Source organism: Microbulbifer agarilyticus (assembly GCF_020171345.1).
Taxonomy (GTDB): Bacteria; Pseudomonadota; Gammaproteobacteria; order Pseudomonadales; family Cellvibrionaceae; genus Microbulbifer; species Microbulbifer agarilyticus_D.
The window spans coordinates 125,671-150,052 of sequence record NZ_JAIUZM010000003.1; the positions used below are offsets into that span (position 1 = coordinate 125,671).

18 protein-coding genes, 1 tRNA gene and 1 pseudogene are annotated in these 24,382 nt (G+C 54.7%); 9 read left to right on the forward strand and 11 right to left on the reverse strand.

Annotation, left to right across the window (positions count from 1 at the left end; translation table 11 throughout):
- The first annotated feature begins 8 nt into the window (after positions 1 to 8).
- On the forward strand, positions 9 to 1,826 hold the full coding sequence (locus LCM31_RS10945) for a long-chain-acyl-CoA synthetase (protein ID WP_224870046.1): 1,818 nt from the start codon (positions 9 to 11) through the stop codon (positions 1,824 to 1,826).
- A 123-nt stretch (positions 1,827 to 1,949) separates the two neighbouring features.
- On the opposite strand, the gene LCM31_RS10950 is transcribed toward LCM31_RS10945, so the two are convergent.
- The gene (locus LCM31_RS10950) at positions 1,950 to 2,420 is read right to left on the reverse strand and encodes an Lrp/AsnC family transcriptional regulator (protein ID WP_224870048.1); all 471 of its coding nucleotides are present in this window, start codon (positions 2,418 to 2,420) and stop codon (positions 1,950 to 1,952) included.
- A 216-nt stretch (positions 2,421 to 2,636) separates the two neighbouring features.
- On the opposite strand from LCM31_RS10950, the gene LCM31_RS10955 reads away from it, so the two are divergent.
- Positions 2,637 to 4,304 carry an aminotransferase class V-fold PLP-dependent enzyme gene (locus LCM31_RS10955; RefSeq protein WP_224870050.1) on the forward strand — a complete coding sequence of 556 codons (1,668 nt, stop codon included), beginning with the start codon at positions 2,637 to 2,639 and terminating at the stop codon, positions 4,302 to 4,304.
- 128 nt (positions 4,305 to 4,432) lie between these two features.
- Here the strand turns inward: LCM31_RS10955 and LCM31_RS10960 are convergent, their stop codons facing one another.
- The 7 genes from LCM31_RS10960 to LCM31_RS10990 all read right to left on the reverse strand — a co-directional run bounded on the left by LCM31_RS10960 (position 4,433) and on the right by LCM31_RS10990 (position 11,750).
- Entirely contained in the window at positions 4,433 to 6,718 is a 2,286-nt protein-coding gene (locus LCM31_RS10960; protein ID WP_224870052.1) for a xanthine dehydrogenase family protein molybdopterin-binding subunit, read from the reverse strand.
- A gap of 1 nt (position 6,719) precedes the next feature.
- Positions 6,720 to 7,205: a (2Fe-2S)-binding protein gene (locus LCM31_RS10965; RefSeq protein WP_224870054.1), complete on the reverse strand. Its 486-nt coding sequence runs from the start codon at positions 7,203 to 7,205 to the stop codon at positions 6,720 to 6,722.
- Complete coding sequence (locus tag LCM31_RS10970) at positions 7,196 to 7,834, reverse strand: nucleotidyltransferase family protein (RefSeq protein WP_224870056.1); 639 nt, start codon at positions 7,832 to 7,834, stop codon at positions 7,196 to 7,198. The genes LCM31_RS10965 and LCM31_RS10970 overlap by 10 nt, the downstream gene beginning before the upstream one ends.
- A complete protein-coding gene (locus LCM31_RS10975; protein WP_224870058.1) occupies positions 7,831 to 8,964 on the reverse strand; it encodes an XdhC family protein in 1,134 nt (377 codons plus the stop codon). Before LCM31_RS10975 ends, LCM31_RS10970 begins: the two co-directional genes overlap by 4 nt.
- Before the next feature lie 184 nt (positions 8,965 to 9,148).
- Positions 9,149 to 9,958: an arsenical resistance protein ArsH gene (gene arsH, locus LCM31_RS10980; protein WP_224870060.1), complete on the reverse strand. Its 810-nt coding sequence runs from the start codon at positions 9,956 to 9,958 to the stop codon at positions 9,149 to 9,151.
- 162 nt (positions 9,959 to 10,120) lie between these two features.
- Positions 10,121 to 10,423: an ArsR/SmtB family transcription factor gene (locus LCM31_RS10985; protein ID WP_222227733.1), complete on the reverse strand. Its 303-nt coding sequence runs from the start codon at positions 10,421 to 10,423 to the stop codon at positions 10,121 to 10,123.
- 244 nt (positions 10,424 to 10,667) lie between these two features.
- A complete protein-coding gene (locus tag LCM31_RS10990) occupies positions 10,668 to 11,750 on the reverse strand; it encodes an SMP-30/gluconolactonase/LRE family protein (RefSeq protein ID WP_224870062.1) in 1,083 nt (360 codons plus the stop codon).
- A 272-nt stretch (positions 11,751 to 12,022) separates the two neighbouring features.
- Between LCM31_RS10990 and LCM31_RS10995 the strand changes: the two genes are divergently transcribed.
- The 3 genes and pseudogenes from LCM31_RS10995 to katG form a co-directional block, all read left to right on the forward strand.
- Positions 12,023 to 13,642 (forward strand): sulfatase-like hydrolase/transferase, encoded by a 1,620-nt coding sequence (locus LCM31_RS10995; RefSeq protein WP_224870064.1) that lies wholly within the window; start codon positions 12,023 to 12,025, stop codon positions 13,640 to 13,642.
- 201 nt (positions 13,643 to 13,843) lie between these two features.
- Positions 13,844 to 14,755 carry an SMP-30/gluconolactonase/LRE family protein gene (locus LCM31_RS11000; protein ID WP_224870066.1) on the forward strand — a complete coding sequence of 304 codons (912 nt, stop codon included), beginning with the start codon at positions 13,844 to 13,846 and terminating at the stop codon, positions 14,753 to 14,755.
- A 126-nt stretch (positions 14,756 to 14,881) separates the two neighbouring features.
- Positions 14,882 to 16,561 (forward strand): annotated as a pseudogene (gene katG / locus LCM31_RS11005) (catalase/peroxidase HPI); the annotation flags it as partial.
- A gap of 111 nt (positions 16,562 to 16,672) precedes the next feature.
- On the opposite strand, the gene ppnN reads toward katG, so the two are convergent.
- The 3 genes from ppnN to LCM31_RS11020 all read right to left on the reverse strand — a co-directional run bounded on the left by ppnN (position 16,673) and on the right by LCM31_RS11020 (position 19,629).
- Positions 16,673 to 18,055: a nucleotide 5'-monophosphate nucleosidase PpnN gene (ppnN, locus tag LCM31_RS11010; protein ID WP_224870068.1), complete on the reverse strand. Its 1,383-nt coding sequence runs from the start codon at positions 18,053 to 18,055 to the stop codon at positions 16,673 to 16,675.
- A 216-nt stretch (positions 18,056 to 18,271) separates the two neighbouring features.
- Positions 18,272 to 18,348 (reverse strand) — tRNA-Arg (locus LCM31_RS11015).
- Positions 18,349 to 18,585: 237 nt separating this feature from the next.
- The gene (locus LCM31_RS11020) at positions 18,586 to 19,629 is read right to left on the reverse strand and encodes a tRNA dihydrouridine synthase (RefSeq protein ID WP_224870070.1); all 1,044 of its coding nucleotides are present in this window, start codon (positions 19,627 to 19,629) and stop codon (positions 18,586 to 18,588) included.
- 304 nt (positions 19,630 to 19,933) lie between these two features.
- Between LCM31_RS11020 and LCM31_RS11025 the strand changes: the two genes are divergently transcribed.
- The 4 genes from LCM31_RS11025 to djlA all read left to right on the forward strand — a co-directional run bounded on the left by LCM31_RS11025 (position 19,934) and on the right by djlA (position 24,382).
- Complete coding sequence (locus LCM31_RS11025; RefSeq protein WP_224870072.1) at positions 19,934 to 20,182, forward strand: OadG family protein; 249 nt, start codon at positions 19,934 to 19,936, stop codon at positions 20,180 to 20,182.
- Between the two features lie 89 nt (positions 20,183 to 20,271).
- The gene (gene oadA, locus LCM31_RS11030; RefSeq protein WP_224870074.1) at positions 20,272 to 22,080 is read left to right on the forward strand and encodes a sodium-extruding oxaloacetate decarboxylase subunit alpha; all 1,809 of its coding nucleotides are present in this window, start codon (positions 20,272 to 20,274) and stop codon (positions 22,078 to 22,080) included.
- An 11-nt stretch (positions 22,081 to 22,091) separates the two neighbouring features.
- On the forward strand, positions 22,092 to 23,405 hold the full coding sequence (locus LCM31_RS11035; protein WP_222227789.1) for a sodium ion-translocating decarboxylase subunit beta: 1,314 nt from the start codon (positions 22,092 to 22,094) through the stop codon (positions 23,403 to 23,405).
- Positions 23,406 to 23,593: 188 nt separating this feature from the next.
- A complete protein-coding gene (djlA, locus tag LCM31_RS11040; RefSeq protein WP_224870076.1) occupies positions 23,594 to 24,382 on the forward strand; it encodes a co-chaperone DjlA in 789 nt (262 codons plus the stop codon).

Here is a 24,382-nt window from a genome sequence, read left to right on the forward strand (position 1 = left end):
AGCGAAACATGAAAAAATTGAAAGAGTTTTGTCGGGTAATTAAAGAGTTTTTGAAGGTTGCCCCAACTTTGTTTATTTACAAACCTCCCGCGGATGATGAGTTTCAATCTATGGGGCTTTTGTTTGAAAAGACAGCAGAAAAGTATTCGGATAGGCTGGCCATAATTTTTGAAGGGCGTGAACTGAAGTGGGGAGAATTTAATCGCTTGGTAAATCAGTTCGCGCACGGGATCAAGAGCCTGGGCGTCCAGCGCGGAGATGTCGTATCTGTATTTCTTGATAATCGTATTGAACTCTTAGCGTCGGTATTGGCTTTGGCTAAGATTGGAGCCACCGCTGCATTGATCAATAATAGCTTGCGCGGAAAGCCATTGGCGCACTGCGTAACTGTTGCCGAGTCAAAGAAAATTCTGGTTGGAGAGGAAGTGCTGGGGGCCATTGAAGACGTTCGATCTGAATTGGAATTGGCCGATAAAGATTATTTTTGGCTGCACGATGATCCTATTCAATCAGATTCCGCAATTGCGCCGGACTGGTGTGTTGATTTCAGTGCTGTTGTGCCAACAATGTCGAAATCAAATCCCGTTGAAACGGCGGATATTCGGGCTGGGGAAAAGGCGCTATATATCTATACTTCAGGAACAACTGGCTTGCCTAAGCCAGCGGTGATCTATCATCGCCGTTTTCTCTCCGCGGCCGTTCCCTATAATGCGGCGGGATTGCAGGCCAAGGTTGATGATCGTATTTATATGTGTCTCCCTCTGTACCACATTACCGGTCTGGGGCCGGGGTTTGGTTCCGCTCTGGTCTCCGGTGCGTCAATATTTTTACGGCGCCGGTTTTCCGCCAGTAAGTTTTGGAGTGAGGTGCAGGAGTACCGGACTAACCTGTTTGTGTATGTCGGGGAATTATGCCGCTACCTGACCATGCAGCCGGAATGCCCGGAAGAGAAAAACAACCCGATCAAAACGATGATGGGTAATGGTTTACGGCCAGACGTGTGGGATCAGTTCCGGCAGCGCTTTAAAGTAGATCGAATTGCTGAAATTTATGGGTCCAGCGAAGGCAATGCGGTTTTCATGAATTTTTTGAATAAAGACCGTACTATCGGCGCCAGTGCGGCTTCGTTGATGCTGGCTAAATACGATGTGGATAATGATGAACTGGTGCGAGATCCTCTAGGGAATCTTATCGAGGTTGAGTTTGGGAAGCAGGGTCTATTGCTTGCTGAAATCAACGATAAGTACCGCTTTGATGGTTACAAAAATCGTGATGCGTCGGAAGAAAAGATTATCCGTAATGTGAAGAAAGAAGGTGATAGTTGGTTTAACACTGGTGATTTAATCCGCCAGATCGATGTGGGCTTTGCGATGGGTATACCGCATTTTCAGTTTGTCGATCGGGTGGGCGATACCTTCCGCTGGCGGGCAGAAAATGTCTCCACTCATGAGGTGGCGGAAGTTCTCAATACCTGTGAGCAGGTGGATATTGCCAATGTTTACGGTGTAGAAGTACCGGGAGTCGAGGGTCGGGCTGGTATGGTGGCACTGACATTGGCGGAGGGCGTGGAGTTTGATGTGGAATCCTTTGCTACTTTTGTGCGAAAGGAGTTGCCTGCCCATGCTCGCCCGATATTTGTACGCCTGCAAGAGAGTGCCCAAACCACCGTTACCTTTAAACTGTTTAAGAGTAAGTTGAAAAAAGAAGCGTATCACTTGGATAAATGTAGTGATCGGATCTATGTGTTAAAGCCTAAATTTAATACCTATGAACCTTTAGAACAGGGGTTTTATCAGCAACTCGTAGACGGTACGGCGGGTTATTGATCTAGTAAAGGGAAGATAGATAGTTCGGAGTGTTTCCACGAACTTTAAAGCCGGATTGTGCATGACGCCATTGATGAATTTATCTCTTTCGGCTTATTTGTCTATCGCGCATTTGAAGCCGTCCTACAGATTGTGCAGCGGCAGTTGACTGGTCTGCTTCATTGTCTCCATCACGAAGCTGGAGCTCACATCAAACAGGTCTGCCTTGATGAGCTCCTTATACAGGCGGTCGTACCCGGGCATATCGGTGACCACGGCTTTGACCAAGTAATCCAGATCACCACTCATCCGGTGCACTTCCAATATCTCGGGAATCCTGGCGACGACTTCGCGAAAGCGGTTGGACCATGCATCGTTGTGGCGGTTGGTACGCACAGAGATGTATACGGTGAGGGGCAGGTTGACCTTCTCGGGGTTCAGCAGGGTTACCCGTTCGCGAATCACCTGTTCCTTCTCGAGCCTTTGGATACGTCGCCAACAGGCGGACTTGGAGATGCCGACTTGCTCGGCGATGTCACCGACGGACCGCCCAGCATCTCTTTGCAGCAGCTCGAGGATCGAACGGTCCTGCTTATCGAGTTTCAGCTCACTCATATTGTTTCCTTTGCCTGCTACCTGTCCGGTGGATCTCTTGTGGGGGTATGAGCCACTTTAGCGAATTTTTAACCGGCTGTGAAACCTTGTGCTGTAAAATAAGGAAATATGGCATTTTGTGCCGTTTCTGGGGTCTCTGGTCGAACATTTAGAAGCAATGTTTCAGGCGCTGAACCCTACAATTTGCCCCGATTTACATCGTTTAGGAAAAGAATAATGGGCGCAGTGCACGACGTATTACTTGAGAAGATTCGCCAGTCGGTCATTGGCGAACGTACCCAGATCACCACCTGTTTCGGCCAAAGGCCGCTCGTTTACGCAGATTACACGGCCTCCGGCCGGGCCCTCGACTTCATCGAGGACTTTATTCGAGAGCAGGTGTTGCCCTATTACGCGAACACCCACACCGAAACCTCCTATACCGGCGCCCAAACCACGCGGTTAAGAGAAGAGGCGAGGCAGCAGATTCGGTCTGCAGTGAATGGCGGTGCGGGTGATCAGGTCATTTTTTGCGGGTCCGGCGCGACGGCGGCAATCAACAAGCTCATTGATATTCTGGGATTTAAAAACAGCCAGGCTGCATCCGGTGTGCAGCGCCCGGTCGTTTTTATTGGCCCCTATGAGCACCACTCCAATGAATTGCCTTGGCGAGAATGCGATGTGGATCTGGTCACGATTCCTTTGACCAAAGGAGGTGTTCTGGACCTCGCTGTTTTAGAAGCTGCGCTGATTCGGTATCAGGACAGAGCAGTGAAAGTGGGCAGCTTTTCAGCCGCCTCCAATGTGACGGGACTAAAAACGGATACGGTTGCGGTATCGCGCTTGCTACACCGGTATGGCGCCATCTCTTGCTGGGACTATGCTGCGGCGGCGCCCTATGTGGGTATCGATATGGCCGGCGAGCAGAACGAATGTGGGGACTCGAGCCTGGATGCCGTGTTTATTTCCACCCATAAATTTGTGGGTGGGCCGGGTACCCCAGGCATTCTGGTAGTGAAAAAGCACCTATTGCAAAATCCTATTCCGGCTGTCCCCGGCGGTGGCACGGTGCTTTACGTTACGCCGGAAGATCACCGCTACCTGACCAATTGCGAGCGCCGCGAGGAAGGCGGAACCCCGGCAATTGTTGAGTCTATTCGTGCCGGCCTGGTGTTCAAGTTGCAGCAGGATGTCGGTACGGACGAGATTGAACGTCGTGAAGCGGACTTTGTTGCGCGTGCTATGGAGCGCTGGGAAGACCACGAAAATATCGAAATCCTGGGCAATACCGAGGCCCCGCGTCTTTCCATTGTTTCACTCAAGGTGAAGTATCAACAGCAAGATTTGCACTACAGTTTTGTGGTTGCGTTGCTAAACGATCTGTTTGGTATTCAGGTCCGCGGTGGCTGTTCCTGTGCTGGGCCCTATGGTCATAGCCTGCTCGGCATGAGCATGCAGCAGAGTAAGGCGATTGAAGCACAGCTACTCGAGGGAAATATGGTATTGCGGCCAGGCTGGGTACGGCTGAACTTTAATTATTTTATTGATGAAGAAACCTTCGAGTACCTGTTGCGCGCTATTGAGCTGGTGGCGGAACACGGCTGGAAGCTGCTGCCGTACTACTACTTCGATACTGCTAACGGAACCTGGCGTTACCAGAAGAAGGCGCTTTCGCCGGAAGTGAGTTTGAATACACTGGACTTCGCCCAACCGACGGCCGCAGCAAGTGCGGATGTCGACACCTCTTTTGCCGAGCTACTGGCGCAAGCTGAGCGGGAGTTGTTGCGTACTGACCGCGAGGGAGAGACCTATCGCTTGGAACTCTCGGATGCGGCCGAAGCGCTGCGCTGGTTTGTCTTGCCGCAAAGTATCTCTGCGCAACAGCTGGGTAATCAGGCCGCCTGAGATCCAGTGGGGCAGATTTGAGAAAGCAGGAGTTTTGGTGGGCGGTAAAGTCACGTCAACGGCACTTGGAAGTACCGCTGACGTGACTGTTCGAGCTTTTATTTTGCCGGCTTGAAGTAGCGTATGGTCTACACCAATTGCAAATGCTTGTTTACCGGCAGGTCGCGGATGCGCTCGCCGCAAGCGGCAAAAATGGCATTGGTAATACTGGGCGCAACTGGCGGTACTCCGGGTTCACCCACGCCCGCCGGTGCGTGCTCGGTACCCATTAAGGTCACGCTCATCTTGGGGCTCTGCTGCATGCGCAGCAACGGGTAGTCGTGGAAGTTGCTGTTGGTTACCGCACCTTTCTCCATGTTGATCCCGCCCATCAGAGCCAGACTCATGCCAAACACCATGGAACCCTCCATCTGTGATTCCACCCGATCCGGGTTCACCGCCAGACCTACGTCCGCAACACAGTGCATTTCCTTGATCGCTACCCGGCCATTTTCCACCGCTACTTTGGTGGCGATGCCCACGTAGGACAGGAAGCTGCGGTGCACGGCAATACCCCAGCCTTCCCCCGCTTTTTGTACGTGGTCACCCTTTTGCGTGAGGTCTGCTTTCGCGGCGGTGACTGCCAGTACCTGCTTCAGGCGCGCGGTATCCAGCGGGAAGTCTTTCAGGCTGGCACCGTGGTTCCCGTACTCAAAGTCACCTTGGTTTGGGTCGATGTGCCGGTCCTCACCAATCAACTCCAGCAGGAATTCATCCGGCTTGCGATTGCGCAGGTGTGCCAGCTCATCGGCGAAACTGCATACAGCAAAGGCATTCTGGATATTGGACACGGAACGCAGCCAGCCGATACGTGCTTCATATTCTGCGGGCGCGGTTTCACATTGGCGGTGAGGAATATCAAAAGGTATGTCGGCAAAGCCGAGGCTGAGTTCACCGTTGCTCGGGTGCTCTACGCCATTCGCAAAGGTGCCGCTAATGGTTGGGAAGGCGGTGCGCTGCTGCCAGCCAGTCACCTGGCCATCGTCATCCATGGCGGACTCAAAATGCGAGGCGGCGGCCGCGTGGAAGTAATCGTGGCGAATATCGTCTTCACGGCTCCAAACGACTTTTACCGGGCGCTGCATTTTCTTTGCCAACAGTGCGGCTTCAACCGCGAAGTCCGGTTTGGATTTACGGCCGAAGCCACCACCCAGCAGTGTCACATTGACTTTTATCTGCTCGGGAGTGAGACCGAGCGCATTGGCGACATGTTGCTGTGTGGCCTGGGGTACCTGTACGCAGGCCCAGATTTCACAGTGATCGTCTTTCACTACCGCGGTGGCACTTGGTGGTTCCATACTCGCGTGTGCGAGATAGGGGACCGAATAGGTTGCACTGTGCTTGTAGGCTGCACTGGCAAGGCTGGAAGCGACATCACCATATTTGGTAACGACTTTACCGGGCTGCTGCACACGCTGTTTCAGTGTTTCGATAAAAGGCGCGCTGTCGTGGCTAGCGTGGCTGGTGTCGGTCCACTCGATGTCGAGTGCCCTGCGGGCTTTCATGGCCGCCCAGGTGTTGGTCGCAATTACCGCAACACCGGCGAGGGGGTGGAATAGCGGCGGTTCAATACCGCCATCCATGTTTTCGATTGCCACGACACCGGAAATCTTGCGGGCAGCACTATCGTCCACCGCGGCAACCTTGGACCCAAGCACGGGGGCGCGCTCAATACTGGCAATCAGCATGTCTTCGAGAATGACATCCTGGCCAAAAACACCCTTGCCTTGCACGATTGCTGGGGTGTCGTAGGTGGCAACGGGCTTGCCAATATAGTTGAAGTTTGTCGGCGTCTTCAGGACGAGGGTATCTTCTGCCGGTACTTTTTGGGTGGCGGCCAGTTCGGCCAGTTCGCCGAAGCTCGCAGAGCGGTTACTGGCTGAGTGGTGTACGCGGTGCTTACGTGCCTGACATTCGCTCGCGGGCACGGACCATAACTGCGCGGCGGCTTGTTCCAGCATGGTGCGGGCACTGGCGCCCATGGTGCGCATGGTGGTGTAAAAATTACGAATGCTGCGCGAGCCGTCGGTATTCTGGTTGCCGTAACGCTTGTCGCCGAGTCCCTGCACGACTTCCACCAGATCCCAGTCGGCTTCCAGTTCGTCGGCGACCACTTGAGGCAGACCGGTGCGGATGCCCTGGCCCATTTCCGAGCGGTGGCACACGATGGAAACGGTATTGTCTTTGGCGATACTGACAAACAGGTTTAACGGTGCTGCGGACTTGTCCTTGGCCGCAGTACCGGCAATGTCGGCCCACGCCGGCTGGAAATTGGGTAGGGTAGCCCCGAGAATCAGGCCGGAGCTGCTTACACCGGCGAGCTTGAGGAAACGGCGGCGGTCTACGAGTGAAATTGCGTTTGTGTTATCCGTCATTTTATTCGCCTCCTTGCTTTTCTTGTTGCTCGCTGGCGTTGTAATAATGCACAGCATCCTGAATAGCCGCTTTGATGCGCGGGTAGGTGCCACAGCGGCACAGGTTGCCGCTCATTGCGCTATCAATTTCTTTCTCTGATGGGGTTGGGTTATTGGCCAGCAGGGCGGCAGCTGACATTAACTGGCCGCTCTGACAGTAACCGCACTGAGGCACGTTGTGCTTGACCCACGCCTGCTGCAACGGATGGTCGCCGGTGTCGCTGAGACCCTCGATGGTAGTGATCTTTGCGCCCTTGGCGGCGGCAATTGGGGTTAGGCAGGCGCGCGCAGGGTTGCCATTGATGTGGATGGTGCATGCACCGCACAGGCCGGCACCACAACCAAACTTGGTGCCTGTCATTTTCAGTTCGTCCCGCAGTGCCCACAGCAGTGGAGTATCATCGTCCACATCGACCTGGTGAACTTTGCCATTGATGGTCAGTTCCATACTGCTTCTCCATTTGTGTAATCGTTATTTGTGTGTTGCGCGCGCTGCCAATTCTGCCAGTCTTGTGGCGTATCAATATCGATGGCGGCGCTGGCCATGGGAATCATCTTCCCGGCGTGTTTGTTCAGTAGCCCCTTGGCCCCTTTATCACCGCTGAGCTGCAGCAACTGGGGAAATAGTGCCCGCGGAAATATCGCGGGTGCCCCGGGTGCGCCGCGATAATGTGCGCATACGAGTTCTTGTCGCTCGGACCACTGCTGCCAGAGTGATTGAATATCTTCCACGCTGACCGCCACCTGATCTCCCAACAGCATCAAAATCGCCTCCGCGTAATCGGGAAGCTGGCTAATGGCAAACGCAATACTGTTGCCCAGGCCCTGCTGCCAGTTGGGATTCAAGTGCAGGTCAAAGTCCGGATGCGCCCGCTGAATTTCCTGGTGCCAGGCCCCAGTAATGATCAAAGGGGCCTGCAGACCGGCACTCCGCACAGATTTTACCCGTTGTTGCAGTACGGTCTTGCCGCTCTGCTGGAGCAAGTGTTTACAGGTTCCAAAACGGCTGGCCGCACCGGCTGCGAGTATTACCGTTACTAGTTTCTCTGGGGCGGGCTTTTCGGCGAGCAGCTTCACACAGGTACCAGTGATTGGTTGTGCGCGTCACTGCGTGCATCAAATTCCCGCGAAGCATTCTCCCGTGATGCATTGGTCAATGCGCGGCCAGATTTCCCGTGCAATACGCTGTGGATTTCGGCACAGGTGGCCAGGGCAATGCTTTCCGGAAGCTCGCCGCCCAGGTCGAGCCCGATCGGGGCGCGCAGTACGCCGCTCAGAAGGCGGTCGGTTTCGCTGGTAGACAGGCCGCTGAGCGACAATACCCGGTCTCTGCGGCTCGTCGGCCCTAGCAGTCCGAAATATCGAATCGGGCGTTGGTGGAAAATACGTATCGCCGCGGCATCTATATTCAGGTTGTGGCTCATGGCGACTACGCCGTCTACCGAGTCGAGATCCATCAGATCGACCAGCGCATCTGGATGGCAGCGATACGCAGTGCAGTCCGGGAAGTAGGCGGCGCGGGCGTTGGCGGGGCGCGGGTCGCACAGGCTCACTTTCCAGCCCTGTGCGTTGAATTGCTGGGCCATGGGGCGGGCATCAACGCCGCCACCCACAATAAGGATGTGTGGCCTTGGTTGAATTGGTGTGTTCAGCCAGCGTTCGCCGTCGGTTTCGATGAGCATGGGGCGTTTCAGCGGAATGCCGGATTCCTGACCGGCGTCGACCAGGGGCCGAAGCTCCGCCTGGCTCTCGCCATTGAGTGCAATCTTCTGGCGATAGAGCAGTGGTTGGCGTTGCTCAAGTTGCTCCCTCAGCGCGTCCAGGCACAGAAAATTATTCTCTTCGTGAATGGGCTGGAGGAGGATGTCGACTTCGCCACCGCAGCCAATACCCAACTGAAAGGAAATGTCATCTTCGTCGTTGCCGTCGTAGCGGATGGTTGTGGCCTTGCCGGTGGCGAGGACCTTGCGCGCGTGGCGCTGGATATCTGACTCCAGGCATCCGCCGCTCAGCAGCCCAAAATAACGCCCAAGATCGTCGCACAGCATCATTGAGCCGGCCTTGCGGTAGCTGGAGCCGGCAGTCTTGAAAACGGTGCCCAGAACCCACTGCCGCTCTTCCCGCTGGCTGTACCAGATTTCCAGTAGGGTTGAGAGATGGTTGGCGGCCCGAAAATTGCCCCTGTGGTAGGCAGTCTCAATAGTCATTAGTGGCAGGGTATTTGTTCTATCTTGGCTAACGTTTCTCTTGCCACAATAACACGCCGCGGAGGAAGTTGGTGTGATGGTACTCTCCGCTCGCCGTGTGGCGGGGGCAGCTTAACGAGGACACGATTGGGGCGGTCGCTTTTAGCTGTCAATTAGTGCGGATTGGCCCTGTCGTTAACAGCAGCTAGGGGCCCTTTAGTGCACAGCAACTGGACTTTTGCGCAGCTTGCGGAGCAACCGTGGCAGGCGCAATCTTGGGAGCGCAACAAGCGCTGCGTTTAACATCCATTGCGCCGGCGGCTTCTACCTGTTTTTTCAGCGCGTCCGCGGCTTGCTTTGACAGCGCGGCCTTGGCCTCGCTAAAGCGTTCGGTTAGATAATCGCTCTGGCCACGCATCAGTATGGTGGTTTTTACTAGCTCTTCCAGTACATCGATAACACGGTCGCGGAAGGCGGAGTCTTTGAGCTTTCCGTCTTCGTCGAACTCCTGCCAAGCCCTGGCAATAGACGACTGGTTGGGGATGGTAAACATACGCATCCAGCGGCCGAGAATGCGCATATTATTTACCGCGTTAAAGGACTGCGAGCCGCCGGTAATCTGCATCACCGCCAGGGTTTTACCCTGAGTGGCACGCACTGCGGATTGATCTAGCGGCAGCCAGTCGATCTGGTTTTTGAATACCGCCGACATGTTGCCGTGCATCTCGGGGCTGATCCAAACTTGGCCATCACACCATTCAGACCATTCGCGCAGTTGTTGCACCTTCGGGTGATCCGTACTTTCACCATCGAAAGTCGGCAGGTCGCGCGGGTCAAACAGTCGGGCTTCTGCACCGAATTGCTCGAGCATTTCCATCACTTCGTCCGCCAGTTTGCGCGTGTGTGAATTGGGGCGCAGGGAACCAAATAGCACCAGGATTTTTGGTGCAACGTCGGTCGGCGAAACCTGTTGCAGCCTGTGTTGAATATTCTTGGCCGTGTGGTTGGGAAGCATTGTGGTCACCTTTAATCTGTATCTATCTGTATCTATCTGTATCTATCTGTATCTATCTGTATGTGTATCTGTCACGTTTTTGTCTAGATTTTGATATTTCTAAAAATATCGAAATATGTGTGAAAAAAAACGGGTGCAAGAAACTCCATGCGAGGCGTGCGATCAGTCGCAACAGCCTTGCTGCTCAACGCAGCATTCTTCAGCCAAATAGCCCACCAGCGCACTGAGCGCGGGGAAACAGGCTTCACAGCGCAGTACCCGGCCCTGGCGTTCCTGACTCATTAGTCCCGCGTTCACCAGGCGACTGATGTGGTGGGAGAGGGTTGAGCCGGGGACGTCCAGCGCCTGCTGTATGTCACTTACTGCCAGACCCTCCGGACCCGCTTTTACCAGCAGGCGATAGATGGCCAGGCGAGTGGTGTGACCCAGCTCGGCGAGTTTTTTGGCAGCGTCTTGATGTTCCATGCCTGAACTGTAGTGAGTGCGCTTCCGCTTGTAAACTATATTTCTAGATTTGTCGAAATATTTGTGACCGTTAGTCCACACTTTCGCACCGTTCAAATTTTCAGGAGGGGATGTGGAGGCATTGGTTCGCCTGCTGCATGCCCAGGGTGAGGGCGGCGCAACGAAGGCGAAGCGAAAGTGGGACTTGGGCGGGCTGCTCAGAGCGCCCGCGTTACTGAATCCCTTTCGCCGGTAATCGGTATTGCTAGTTTTTTTGCATGCGCCCCAAGTTTTCTGAGAGCAGGCTGCCGACATAAAGGTAGTCTGGTGTTTCAAATACGCCGGTGGTGGTGGCATAACCGCCAGAGGGGTCTTGCAGGTCTTGCAAGACCTCACCTGCTTCGTTGATCGCTATGACGTGGCCGTAATAGGTGGCTTTGGGGCGCATAAACTGGGGCAGGCGTTGCACGATTTTGCGTAAAAAGGGGCGGCCGGATATTTTGTCCAGCAGCGGGTTTCTCGGCGATACCAGACCGACCCAGTATTTTCCATCCAGTCCACGGTTCAGGTTATCGGGGAATGCCGGTAACTCGCCAATTACTTCCGCAAGTGCACCGCGATTGTTCGCGGCGATACCCACTCGCACTACCCGGTAGTTACCGGTCTCATTGACCAGCACGGATAGCTCATCGGACGCCAGTGCCAGGCCATTGGCGAAATTCAGCCCCTGATAAATCAATTTTGTTTTGTTGTCCGCAGGCGAGTAGCTCAACACGCGCCCGTGACCACCATGCTCCATCAGGTCTAGCAGGCTGGCGGGGTAGCTGCCACCCCACTGCTTGGCACCAAACTTCATTGAGGCATCGGTGAAGTAGATGGTGCCGTCGCTGGCGATATCCAGATTATTCGCGTAGAGAATCGGAGATTCACCAAGCTTGTTGGTGAGCAGGGTCTGTACACCGGTAGGGCTGATAGAGAGCAGGCCCAGGAAGGCGTCAGCCACAATCAGGTTTCCCTGTTGGTCAAATGCCAGCCCAAGCGGGCGACCGCCGGTTTCAGCAAACACCTCATGGTTAGTGCCATCTGCGCTGAGCCGTAGGATGCGGCCCTCATGTACTGAAACATAGATCCGGCCCTGGTTGTCCAGCACCACGTCTTCCGGACCAGTCCATTCACCAATGTCGATCTGGTCCAGCTGGGCGAGCTTATCGTTGACCGCAAACTTGCCGCTATATCCCGGGTTGGCGGGGGCCTGCCACGCCTGGGGGGTGATAGGCACCGGTGCGAGAAGAAAGTAACCAAGTACAAGTCCCAGTATTAGTGTTATTGAGATGCCTGCTGTTTTCATTATTTTCCTTCCCACATAGGCTGAAATTTCGAGTGTGTTGAGTCTATGTGCTTCGACGTGTCAAATCTACAGATGCGAGACCAGATGTGTGGCAAGTACAAAGGTGCCACTTACGGCTGATATACGGCTCTTGCTGAATTAGCTTCTATATTCACCGTATTGCGACTATCGATACGGTGCTTCATATGCCTTGCAAGCGGCAGTTCTTTTTGCTTTTTTTCACGTTTTCCACTTTTTTTACTGTATCCGGTTCCGCGGTATCGGATCCGATCGTGCATGACGCCGAACATTACATTCTCGAAGCGCAATTCGGTGAGCGCTGGCAGCAGGAGGATCGTCAGCTGAATCAGCGCTTGGCAGAGCTGCGAGAAAAACACGGTACGCCGCCGAATATTGTGCACATCATGTGGGACGACACCGCGCTGGGCGAGGTGGGCATCCCGGCCATTCAGAGTGTGCGCGGGTTCAAGACGCCGAACATCAACCAAATGGCGAATGACGGCATCAACTTTATGCGTATGTATACGGAGCCCGCGTGTACGCCGACCCGCGCGGCCTTCCAGACCGGGCGTTATGCGGTGCGCAGTGGCATGCATACGGTGTCGTTTCCAGTGGAATACTCGGGGATGGATGCGGGAGAAGTGACGATTGCCGAGGTGCTGGATAAGGCGGGCTACAACACCGCGTTCTTTGGCAAGTGGCATCTCGGCGATACCGAGTTCAGTTACGCGCATAAACAGGGTTACGATGAGGCCTTTTTCACGCCATACAACCAGGTGCCCTCCATGTGGATTCCGCAGGCGGAAGTGGCAAATGTGATAACCGGACTCTACCCGGATCTGCATGGCGAGGATCAATACGATCTCGATCAATCTCACCAGCCCCGCGGTGTGGTGTGGACCATCGAGGGCACCAAGGGTGGTCCCAGCCGAGAGTGGGGCCCTCCACCGGATATCAAAAATTACTGGGATATTGAGACCGAGGCGCAAAAGCGAACATTGGCCTTTATCGACAAGAGTGTCGCCGACAAAAAACCTTTTTTCATTTCCTATCAGCCGATTTTGACGGCGTTCTTTCCAGATCCTCGCGAGAAAAAGCGGCTTACGGCGAATAAAAACGTAGGCGCGGAAGGGTTGGTCAAGCTCGATGCGTTTGTCGGCAAACTGTTTGAACACTTGCAGAGCCAGGGGGTTGCGGAAAACACCTTGGTGATTGTGATGGCGGATAATGGTCCGTTTATCCACTACGGCCCGCGGGGAATGGTGGAAACCTTATATCGCGGCGGCAAAGGAGATTTTACCGAGGGCGGGGTACGGGTGCCCATGTTAGCGACCTGGCCGGGGGTCATTAAGCCCGGGCAGATTGTCGGGGATATATTGCATGTAACCGATTTGTATACCACCTTCGCCAACCTGGCCGGTGCCAAGAAATATATACCGCGGGACCGGATTATCGATGGGGTGGACCAGACATCGCTGTTCCTGAACGGGGACGGGTTCAGTCGCCGCGACTATGTGATGATTTACCAGGGGCCAAATTTGGCGGCTGGCGTAAAGGGGCGTTTCAAGCGGGACTGGAAAAATGCCGAAGTGGGCTTGTCAAAAAACGAGTTCTACGACCTGTTTACCGACCCGCGTGAAATGCATGGCGAGATGATCGAGCAGTTTCATGTAAAGAGCATGTTCAACCGGCAGCGGCAGCGCCACGAACTGTGGATTAAAAAATACCCCAATCGCCTGGACGCAACGCCGGGGCCTGCTCTCACAGGCCTCGAAAATGTGCGTCCCGAGACGGTAGAAATTTATACTGCGCCCGTGGATCCGAAGAAATTACCGTTTGACCCACAAGAGGTGAGCAAGCAACCCTTACCCTTCAGTGGAAGCGATTTGTAACGCCAGCCGATGTCAAGAATACTGGCTGCTACCCACCCTGAGTAACTTTTCGATGGACGAGCTGCTACCGAATGGAAGTTTCTTTGACCGCTGGGTTATTTCTGTCAACCCTGACCGTCTACTCAAATGGGTATTGTCGCAAGCACCATGGTCAATGCCCAGCTAGGACATTTAGTAGTTTTGTGCGTTTGAGGAATATACATGAGAGATCCACTTGCGAATGCATCCAATATGAATTCGGGTGCTGGAACCGTTGTGGCGGAAGTTTTTGATGAGCGCATATGTAGTCTGGGCGAGGGACCTCTGTGGCATCCGCAGCGCAAGACCCTGTACTGGGTAGATGTGCTGAACAATAAAGTGTTGGCCAGGGGGCCTCAAGGTACGCAATCCTGGGATATGGGTGAAATGCCTTCCGCCATCGGCTGGGTGGATCACAATCGCGCACTAATTGCCTGTGAAAGTGGTTTGTACCTGATGGATTTGAACTCCGGTGAGAAGACCCTGCTGTGTGCGCTGGAAGCCGATATGCCCAGCAATCGCAGTAACGACGGTCGCGCCGACCCTTGGGGCGGGTTTTGGATCGGTACCATGGGAATGAATGGCGAGCCTGATCAGGGTAGCCTCTATCGCTGGTATAAGGGTGAACTGCGTCGCCTCAAGTCAGGGATGACCGTGCCCAATGGCATTTGCTTTGACCGCGAACGCTGTTACGGCTATTACGCGGACTCCGAAAAACATACCGTTTACCGTGTATTACTCGATACCGCTGATGGCTGGCCTGTGGGCGACCCCGAAGTCTTTGTGAACCTGAGTGTACAGCAACTGATACCCGACGGCGCAGTGATGGACGGGCAGGGCAACATGTGGTCCTCACTGTGGGACAGCGCGCGCACCCAGTGCTTCGACCCAAGTGGCAGGGAAATCGCGGCGCTGGAAGCACCGGTTATTCGCACCACCTGCCCGGCCTTTGGCGGTGAGGATTTTACCGATATGTATGTGACCAGCGCTGCGGTTGGCGTGGAAGATCGCCCCGGGGCGGAAGTCGCCAATGGCGTCACACTGGTCTATCGCAATGCGGTGAAGGGACAGCCTGAGCCCGCGGTTATTGTTTAGGCCCGCTCCGTTACTCCTTGGCTATAGTTGAGCAAATTTCTCAGCCCGTCGATGGAGTGACGCACATGACAGCAACTAAATGTCCTTTTGGCCATGCAGCCGGTGGCGGTACGACCAGCGAGGATTGGTGGCCGGGAGGATGTGTGGGAGTCGGAGAAAGACATCTACTGGGGGGATGAGAAAGCCTGGTTGACGGACACCCGCTTTAGCGGTGATCGCAACCTGGAAAATCCACTGGCCGCGGTGGAGATGGGTTTGATTTATGTAAACCCCGAAGGCCCCAATGGCAACCCCGACCCGCTAGCTGCGGCCAAGGACATTCGCGACACCTTCGGCCGTATGGCAATGAACGACGAAGAGACGGTGGCGCTGATCGCCGGTGGCCACACATTTGGTAAAACCCACGGAGCTGGTGACGCTGCATTGGTTGGTCCCGAGCCGGAGGCTGCGGGACTGGAAGAGCAGGGGCTGGGTTGGCACAGCAGCTTTGGTACGGGCAAAGGCGATGACACCATCACCAGTGGATTGGAGGTTATCTGGACTAGCACGCCCACTAAGTGGAGCAGCAACTACTTCTGGAATCTGTTTGGGTACGATTGGGAACTCACCAAAAGCCCGGCAGGCGCGCACCAGTGGCAGCCCAAGCATGGTGCGGGAGCCAACTCGGTGCCCGATGCCCATGACTCGAACAAGCGCCATGCGCCGATGATGCTGACCACAGACATCGCACTGCGCGCAGACCCGGATTACGAAAAAATTTCCCGACGCTTTTACGAACACCCGGATGAATTTGCCGATGCATTCGCCCGCGCCTGGTTTAAATTGACCCATCGCGATCTCGGACCCAGTGCACGCTACTTGGGGCCCGAAGTGCCGGATGAGGCATTGATATGGCAGGATCCGGTACCCATGGTCGATCACACGTTGGTTGATGATAGTGACATTGCCGAGCTGAAAAAAAAGGTATTGGCTTCCGGTTTCTCCATCGGTGACCTGGTGAGTACAGCTTGGGCGTCTGCATCGACCTTTCGTGGTTCTGACCGGCGCGGTGGTGCTAATGGTGCTCGTATTCGCCTGGCACCGCAAAAGGATTGGGCGGTCAACAAGCCGCATACCCTTGCCAAGGTATTGGCGGCGTTGGAATCGATTCAGGCTGACTTCAATTCCGGCGCCAGTGGCGGCAAGCAGGTTTCTCTGGCGGACCTGATTGTACTCGGCGGTAGCGCGGCGATTGAGAAAGCCGCAGCGGATGCCGGACACCCCGCCAGCGTGCCCTTTGCACCCGGCCGTACTGATGCGACTCAGGAGCAAACCGATGAAAATTCCTTTGCCGACCTCGAACCGATTGCAGACGGCTTCCGTAATTATCTGCGGGGCGATATCGAAATTCCCGCAGAGCAGTTATTAATTGACCGCGCGCAGTTGCTGACGCTGTCACCGCCAGAGCTGGTGGTGCTGGTTGGTGGCATGCGGGTGCTCGGGACCAATTTTGATGACAGCCAGCACGGCATATTTACCGATCGGGCGGGTGCACTCACCAACGATTTCTTCGTCAACCTGCTGGATATGTCCACTGTCTGGTCACCCATGACCGAGGGTAACGGGCTCTATCAGGGGGCAGAGCGGGATAGCGGCAAGCCGCGCTGGACCGGCACCCGGGTGGATCTGGTCTTTGGCTCCAATGCTGAGCTGCGCGCGCTTGCTGAGGTTTACGCCAGTGACGATGGCGCGGATAAGTTTTTACAGGACTTTATTGCGGCCTGGGGCAAAGTAATGCAGTTGGATCGATTCGATTTGCATCGATAGGGGATCTTCGAGATCCCCACGGCTATCGTCCTTTCCGCTAACTGCCGCTTATGTTGATAGCCGGTCTTGTCCAAAATCCGTCCTTCGATTTTCCCTCCACCCGCTTCTTATTTATTCGGCACTTATCCGATAGCAGGGCTTGTACGCTGTGCCTGGAAGCTTCATACGTTGTTGCTTTACAAAAGAATTTAACAGCGTGTCCATACTCTGCATTAGGGATGGATCACCGCGGAGTTCGTAGGGGCCATACTTTTCGACGTTGCGGATGCCTTCATCTTTCACATTACCTGAAACGATACCGGAGAATGCGCGGCGCAGGTTGGCGGCAAGTAAGTATGGCTGCTGGTGATTGTGCAGGGCGAGATCGCGCATGTTTTCGTGGGTCGGGGTAAAGGGGCGCTGAAACTCCGTGGAAATCTTGAGCTGCCAATTGTAGTAGTAGGCGTCGCCGGTTTCCTTGCGGAATTGGCGCACTTTTAAGATCCCTGCAGACATCTGCCGCGCAACTTCTTGCGGATCATCGATGATGATCTGATAGCGGGAGCGTGCCTCTTCACCGAGAGTCTCGCCAATAAACTGATCGATTTGGAAAAAATACTCTTCCGCACTGGCTGGCCCGGTAAATATGAGCGGGAAGGGCTGATCCTTGTTCTCTTCATGCAAAAGAATGCCGAGTAAGTAGAGAATTTCTTCGGCGGTGCCTGCACCGCCCGGGAACACAACGATACCGTGCCCGGTACGTACGAACGCTTCCAGCCTTTTTTCGATGTCAGGCATGATGACCAGCTGATTGACGATCGGGTTTGGCGCCTCAGCAGCGATAATGCCCGGCTCGGTGATGCCGAGATACTGCCCGTCACGATCCCGCTGCTTGGCGTGGCCGATGGTCGCACCCTTCATTGGGCCTTTCATGGCCCCCGGGCCGCAGCCCGTGCAGATATCGAGGCTGCGTAGGGCAAGCTCATAGCCCACCGTCTTGGTGTAGTCATATTCTGCACGCGAAATGGAGTGCCCGCCCCAGCATACGACCAGACGCGGCGCACGGGCGCGGTCGAAGGTGCCGGCATTTCTTAAGATGTGGAATACCGCATCCGTGACCCCTTGCGCCGATACCAGGTCGTAGCGTGGGTCTCCCGTAATCTCGCTTCTGACATAAATGATGTCTCGCAGCACGGCAAAGAGATGCTCTGCGATGCCCTGAATCATGCGGCCATCGACAAACGCACCTGCTGGTGCGTTACAGACTTTGAGTTTGACCGAGCGCTCTGTTGGAATAACGGAAATACTGAAGTCGGCGTATTGCTCAAGGAGCTCCTTGCCGTCATCTTGATAGTTTCCGCAATTCAGAACCGCGAGGGCGCAGTTGCGAAAAATGAGATTTTCGGGCCCGCGACTGGTGTCGGTAAGTTTGTGGATTTCGTATTTGGAAAGGATGTCGAACTGACCCGTAGGTGATACGCGTGCGTCAACGAGATCAATCAGTTCAGTGGTCATACAGCCCCCTGTAATGCTTGTTATTCAGTAACCGTTTTGTTCAATGCCTGGTGCGCCGGTTTGTATTGGGTGCGTGGCGCCTCGGGGCAGAGGTTTTATTGACCGGTGTCTGATTAAGGATAGCTGACGGGGGAGTCGTGGTTGGGTTTGAGAGAGCAATTTGAAATGGGCAAAATGAAAAAGCCCCGAACTCTTTCGAGTTCGGGGCTTCTTGTATGGCGCGCTCGGGAGGATTCGAACCTCCGACCGCCTGGTTCGTAGCCAGGTACTCTATCCAGCTGAGCTACGAGCGCGTCGTTGTGGTTGCGAACTATAGTGACTTGCCTTGGCTTCGTCAACATTTTTTTTAAAAGATTTTTTAAAAACTCTTTTAAAATCCGCAAGTTACCGAGCTTTCGCTGTTGGCCGAAACCTTTGCTTCAGCTCGATAGGGCGCGCATCATGCCGCGCCTTTTCCTCCAATGCAAGCAGTTTTTTCACTTTTTCTGCAAGCTCGGGAATGTGCGGTGTGAAGGGCCTGTTTCAGGGGCTCAGGCGGCGTTTTCTGCATCCATAGTTGCCGGTGTGTTGGGCTGCGTACTCAGGTGCATGGCAAACGCCTGCTCGATGATGTCGTGGTCCCGGTGTCGTTTGATCTGCTCAAAGAAGCTTTGCGCTTCCGGAAAGCTGAGCTTCAGGTAGGCCAACCACTGCTTGACCCGGTTGCCCAGATACTTGGCCGGGTAGAGATCTTTGGTGGTGATGTAGTACTCGTGGAGTATTCCAACCACCTGAGTCCACGTCATGGGTGCCACTTCCTCGCCCGCGCACAGGGCGCGAATCTGCAGGCCGATATCCGGGCGCGCCAGCAGGCTGCGGCCAAACATATACGCATCACACTGGGTAACTTCGCGGCAGCGCAGAAAGTCTTTGAGTGTCCACAGATCGCCATTGGCGATCACCCGGATACCCAGTTGTTGGCGAATCTCACCAATGTATTCCCAGTAGGCCGGTGGCCGGTAACCATCGACCTTGGAGCGGGCGTGTACTGCCAGTTCAGAAGCACCACCAGCCTCGGCGGCGCGGGCGTTATCCATATAGGAGCTGCGGTCGTTAAACCCGAGACGGATTTTTGCCGTTACTGGTATTGAGTCGGGTACCGCCTTGCGCACCGCGGCCACAATACCTTCTACCCGTGCCGGAGACTGCAGCAGGCAAGCGCCGCCGTCACTGTTGTTGACCTGTTTTGCAGGGCAACCAAAATTGAGGTCGATAGCCTTTGCTCCGGCTTCCACCGCACGGGCTGCGTTATACCCCATAGCTTCTGGGTTCCCGCCCAACAGCTGTAGGCGCACCGGAATACCGGAAGGTGTTTGTGCGCCCCGGTCTAGCTCCGGGCAAAGGCGGGTAAAGACCCGTCGGGGGAGTTTTGTCTGGGTAACCCTGACAAATTCCGTAACACAGACATCCACCCCACCAATTTTCGACAGCAGGGCACGCACGTGGTGGTCTATGACGCCTTCCATCGGAGCCTGGTAGATAAGTGGAGCAGGGGTGGAAGGTGCAGTTGGCTTGGAGTCGGGTTCTGTGGTCATGAAATAGCGTGGCATTGCGGTACAACAGGGTGGCTATTGTACGAGAAATTCCGCGCATTGGTTAGTTATTGTGCAATGCGGTTTGGCTGGTCCTGCAAACTTGTTAATCCTCAGGTGTGAAAAAGATAGATGGTCAGATCTGGCAGGTAAAATGGTCGAAAATGACGCTTTTATAGGGGTTCTTGGTTGCTTCTGTAACTAATAAGTGTTTGATTTTGAAAGGTTCTTTTACCGATAATATCGCCCGCTCAATCATCGGTATGAAATACCGCATCAATAATTTACAAAAAACGAGGGATAAACCGTGCAAGAAGCATTAATGCAGCAGGGCCTGGACATCACATTGTTCGGCATGGGCATTGTATTTACATTTCTGCTGTTGCTGGTGATTTGTACCACCATCATGTCACGCGTGATGACTCGTTTCTTCCCCGAGGCTGAGGCCGCTGCCGTTCGGTCATCTGCACCCGCTGCGTCATCGGCAGCCGGGAACGCGCGTCTTCGTAAAATCATCGAAGAGGCCGTTAAACAACACCGCAATCGTCGTAAATAGTTTTCACATAATGAGCGCATCGGTTTACACCGGTGCACATAACGACAACATTCATTTTTCCAAGATCAATTTTCGAAGAGAGATCAGCTATGACTGAGGTTAACTCTTTAGCTAAAAAATCCCCGCTTGGGATTACCGACGTAGTCCTGCGCGACGCCCACCAATCACTTTTTGCGACCCGTCTGCGCTTGGACGACATGCTGCCGATTGCAGAAAAGTTGGATAAGGTCGGATTCTGGTCTCTCGAGTCTTGGGGCGGTGCGACATTCGATGCATGTATTCGTTACCTTGGTGAAGACCCTTGGGAGCGTATTCGCGAGCTGAAAAAAGCGATGCCCAATACGCCGCAGCAAATGCTGTTCCGCGGCCAAAACATTCTTGGCTACCGTCACTACGCAGACGATGTGGTGGAGAAGTTTGTTGAGCGCGCGGCCACCAACGGTGTGGATGTATTCCGTGTGTTCGATGCGATGAATGATATGCGCAACCTGAAAACGGCACTGGCTGCAGTAAAGAAGCAGGGTAAACATGCGCAAGGCACCATTTCTTATACCGTAAGCCCGGTCCACAACATGGATATGTGGGTAGACCTGGGGCGCCAGATCGAGGATATGGGTGCGGACTCCATTGCCATTAAAGACATGGCCGGCCTGCTGCGTCCTTATGAGGGCTATGAGCTGGTAAGCAAACTGAAAGCCGCAGTGGACATTCCAATTCACATGCAATGCCACGCGACTACCGGCCTGTCTACCGCGACCGCACTGAAGTGCGTGGAAGCGGGCATCGACAATATCGATACCGCGATTTCCTCCATGTCCATGACCTATGGTCACAGCCCCACTGAATCGGTGGTAGCAATTCTGGAAGGCACCGATCGCGATACCGGTCTCGACATTAACCTGCTTGAGGAAATTGCGGCGTATTTCCGTGAGGTGCGCAAGAAATATGCGAAGTTCGAAGGCTCCCTGCGTGGTGTTGACTCTCGAATCCTGGTTGCACAAGTACCTGGTGGCATGCTGACCAATATGGAAAACCAGCTGCGTGAACAGGGCGCGGGTGATCGCCTGGACGAAGTGCTGGAAGAAATTCCGCGTGTGCGCAAAGACCTGGGTTACATCCCGCTGGTTACCCCAACTTCGCAGATTGTTGGTACCCAGTCTGTATTGAACGTTCTGACCGGTGAGCGTTACAAATCAATTTCCAAAGAAACCGCTGCCGTGCTGAAAGGCGAATACGGCGCGACGCCTGCGAATGTAAATAAAGAGCTGCAAGACAAGGTTCTGGAGGGCGGTGAGCCGGTTACCTGTCGCCCAGCGGACCTGATTGCTCCGGAACTGGACAAGCTGTCTGCAGAATTGCTGCAAAAATCCTCCGAAGACGATATCGCACTCACGGCAGGTGAAGGTCAAATCGATGATGTACTGACCTACGCACTGTTCCCGCAAATCGGCCTCAAGTTCCTCAAGAATCGCGGTAATGCGGATGCCTTCGAGCCAGTCCCCACCGGCAACGAAGGCTCCGAAGTGAAAAACGATGCGGGCGAATGCGTTTATACCGTGTCTGTGGAAGGGGAGAGTTACACCGTGACGGTTGCCGATGGTGGCGATGTTACCGGAATGGTCAAAGTCGGTGGCGAAGCGATTGCAGCACCTGCCGCTGCCGCCGCACCAGTGGCCGCAGGCACCGGTGAGCCGGTAAAAGCACCACTGGCCGGCAATATTTTCAAGGTGCTGGTGAAGCCTGGTGATCAGATTGTCGAAGGCCAGACCATCGTTGTACTGGAAGCCATGAAAATGGAAACCGCAGTCAGCGCACCCCGCGCAGGCAGCGTGACCGGTGTCACGGTGAAAGAGGGTGATTCCGTGGCGGTGGGCGACGACCTGCTGACCATCGCGTAACGGAGGCCACAGTGGAAAATTTAGCAAATCTCTGGCTGTCATCTGGAGCAAACCAGATGACCATCGGGCAGTTCTCCATGATGGTGGTGTGCCTGGGTCTTCTGTTTCTGGCGATTCGTAAGAACTTTGAACCGCTGCTACTGGTGCCGATCGGCTTCGGCGGAATCCTGGCGAATATTCCCGGTGCGAACCTGGCGCTGCCAGCGGTGGAAGCGGCAATGTATTCCGGCGATGCCGGAGTGCTAGCGCAACTTTCACAGGCGCTTGGACTCAGCGGCTTTGAGTCGATGGAAAGCCTCAAAGTGGCGTTTGAAAACGCGCCGGCGGCTGCTGCGGAACGCGCCGCTCAGGTTGCGTCGGACGCGGGCTTTTCCAATGGTATGTTGTACAACTTCTATAACGTTGCCATCGCTTCCGGTGTTGCACCGTTGGTGATTTTTATGGGCGTAGGTGCAATGACGGACTTCGGTCCGCTACTTGCGAACCCACGCACCCTGTTCCTTGGTGCGGCCGCCCAGTTTGGTATTTTTGCAACGGTGCTCGGCGCGGTTGGCATGTCTGCCATGGGCATTATGGATTTCTCCATCGCGGATGCGGCAGCCATTGGTATTATCGGTGGTGCAGACGGCCCTACAGCGATCTACGTATCCAGCCTGCTGGCTCCAGACCTGTTGGGTGCGATCGCGGTAGCGGCGTATTCCTATATGGCCCTGGTGCCACTGATCCAGCCCCCAATCATGCGTGCGCTGACGACCGAGCAGGAGCGTCGCATCGAAATGGTTCAGCTGCGTCATGTGAGCAAAAGCGAAAAGATCGTTTTCCCGCTGGTGCTGCTGATTCTGGTTGCGCTATTCCTGCCGGATGCCGCGCCACTGTTGGGTATGTTCTGTTTCGGTAACCTGATGCGCGAATGTGGTGTGGTTTCTCGTTTGTCCGATACCGCACAGAATGCACTGATCAACATCACCACCATCTTCCTGGGACTTTCTGTTGGCTCGAAGCTGGCTGCGGACAAATTCCTCGATCCGAAAACCCTGGGTATCCTGGCGCTGGGTATTGTGGCCTTCGCGATCGGTACGGCGGCCGGTGTATTGATGGCCAAGTTGTTGAACATGGTGAGCAAGAACAAGGTGAACCCACTGATCGGCTCTGCAGGTGTATCCGCGGTACCGATGGCTGCGCGAGTTTCCAACAAGCTTGGTTTGGAGGCGAACCCGCACAACTTCCTGTTGATGCATGCCATGGGCCCCAATGTGGCCGGTGTTATTGGCTCGGCGGTTGCGGCGGGCGTCATGATTACCATGGTTCGGGCGATGGGCGGCTAATAGCCTCGCATGCTTCCGAGAAAGAACCCCGCGCATGCGGGGTTTTTTATTGCTCAAATTTTCGGGTGACTGGTTAGTTTTATCTTTTTATGGGAAGCTGCGCGAAATAGGGGGCTTGCCTCCCTCGTGGTAACATGGCTGCCGATTTAGTGTCTGTGGCCCTTTATATGGGGCCGGAAGGAGAGGTTATGTCCTGGTTGGGAGCGGGTATCGGTGCTGGTATCGGCATGATGTTTGGTGGACCGATTGGTGCCGCCCTGGGTGCCTGGGTGGGTAGTTCGTTTGGCTCCGGACTGAAGAAACTGAGCGAGCAAGGTATCCCGCTCAATCGCGATGGGGCGCAAACGGTGTTTATCGTCGCGCTCTTCTCCATGCTGGCAAAGATGGCGAAGGCTGACGGCCAGGTCTCGAAGGCTGAGGTCCAGCTCATCGATGACTTCATCAATAACAATCTGCGCCTGAACGCAGAGGACCGCCAGCAGGCGATCAAGATTTTTCAGAATGCCAAATCGGACCAGTTTTCTATTTACGACTACGCCCGCCAGTATCGCCAGTTGATTCGCAATCAGGCGATGCGCGAGATGGTGTACCGGTTGTTGTTCGCGGTGGCCTTTGCCGATGGTGAATTGCACCCGGCGGAAGAGCAGATATTGCGCAAAATCCCGGAAGAGCTGGGTTTGCATGCCTCTATTTTTACCGCGATGTTTAATGAGTTTGGCCACGGTGGCCCCGCTACCAGTGAGGGCAGCCTCAAGGCGCATTACGATGTACTCGAATGCAGTCCGGATGTGAGTGATCGAGAGCTTAAGTTGGCCTATCGACGTAAGGCAGCGGAATTTCACCCGGACAAAATCGCTTCCAAAGGTTTGCCGGACGAATTTATGCGCCACGCGGAAGATCAGATGAAAAGCATTACCGTGGCATACGACACGATTGTTGCCGCGCGTAAGCGCGAAGCGGCGGTGAACCAGGCCTGA

Coding starts and splice junctions, on each gene's coding strand:
- LCM31_RS11020 (WP_224870070.1), bottom strand. CDS start 19,629: ATGACCACAGAACCCGACTCCAAGCCAACTGCACCTTCCACCCCTGCT.
- LCM31_RS11000 (WP_224870066.1), top strand. CDS start 13,844: ATGAGAGATCCACTTGCGAATGCATCCAATATGAATTCGGGTGCTGGA.
- arsH (WP_224870060.1), bottom strand. CDS start 9,958: ATGCTTCCCAACCACACGGCCAAGAATATTCAACACAGGCTGCAACAG.
- LCM31_RS10960 (WP_224870052.1), bottom strand. CDS start 6,718: ATGACGGATAACACAAACGCAATTTCACTCGTAGACCGCCGCCGTTTC.
- ppnN (WP_224870068.1), bottom strand. CDS start 18,055: ATGACCACTGAACTGATTGATCTCGTTGACGCACGCGTATCACCTACG.
- LCM31_RS10945 (WP_224870046.1), top strand. CDS start 9: ATGAAAAAATTGAAAGAGTTTTGTCGGGTAATTAAAGAGTTTTTGAAG.
- oadA (WP_224870074.1), top strand. CDS start 20,272: ATGACTGAGGTTAACTCTTTAGCTAAAAAATCCCCGCTTGGGATTACC.
- LCM31_RS10950 (WP_224870048.1), bottom strand. CDS start 2,420: ATGAGTGAGCTGAAACTCGATAAGCAGGACCGTTCGATCCTCGAGCTG.
- LCM31_RS10975 (WP_224870058.1), bottom strand. CDS start 8,964: ATGACTATTGAGACTGCCTACCACAGGGGCAATTTTCGGGCCGCCAAC.
- LCM31_RS10965 (WP_224870054.1), bottom strand. CDS start 7,205: ATGGAACTGACCATCAATGGCAAAGTTCACCAGGTCGATGTGGACGAT.
- djlA (WP_224870076.1), top strand. CDS start 23,594: ATGTCCTGGTTGGGAGCGGGTATCGGTGCTGGTATCGGCATGATGTTT.
- LCM31_RS10985 (WP_222227733.1), bottom strand. CDS start 10,423: ATGGAACATCAAGACGCTGCCAAAAAACTCGCCGAGCTGGGTCACACC.
- LCM31_RS10955 (WP_224870050.1), top strand. CDS start 2,637: ATGGGCGCAGTGCACGACGTATTACTTGAGAAGATTCGCCAGTCGGTC.
- LCM31_RS10990 (WP_224870062.1), bottom strand. CDS start 11,750: ATGAAAACAGCAGGCATCTCAATAACACTAATACTGGGACTTGTACTT.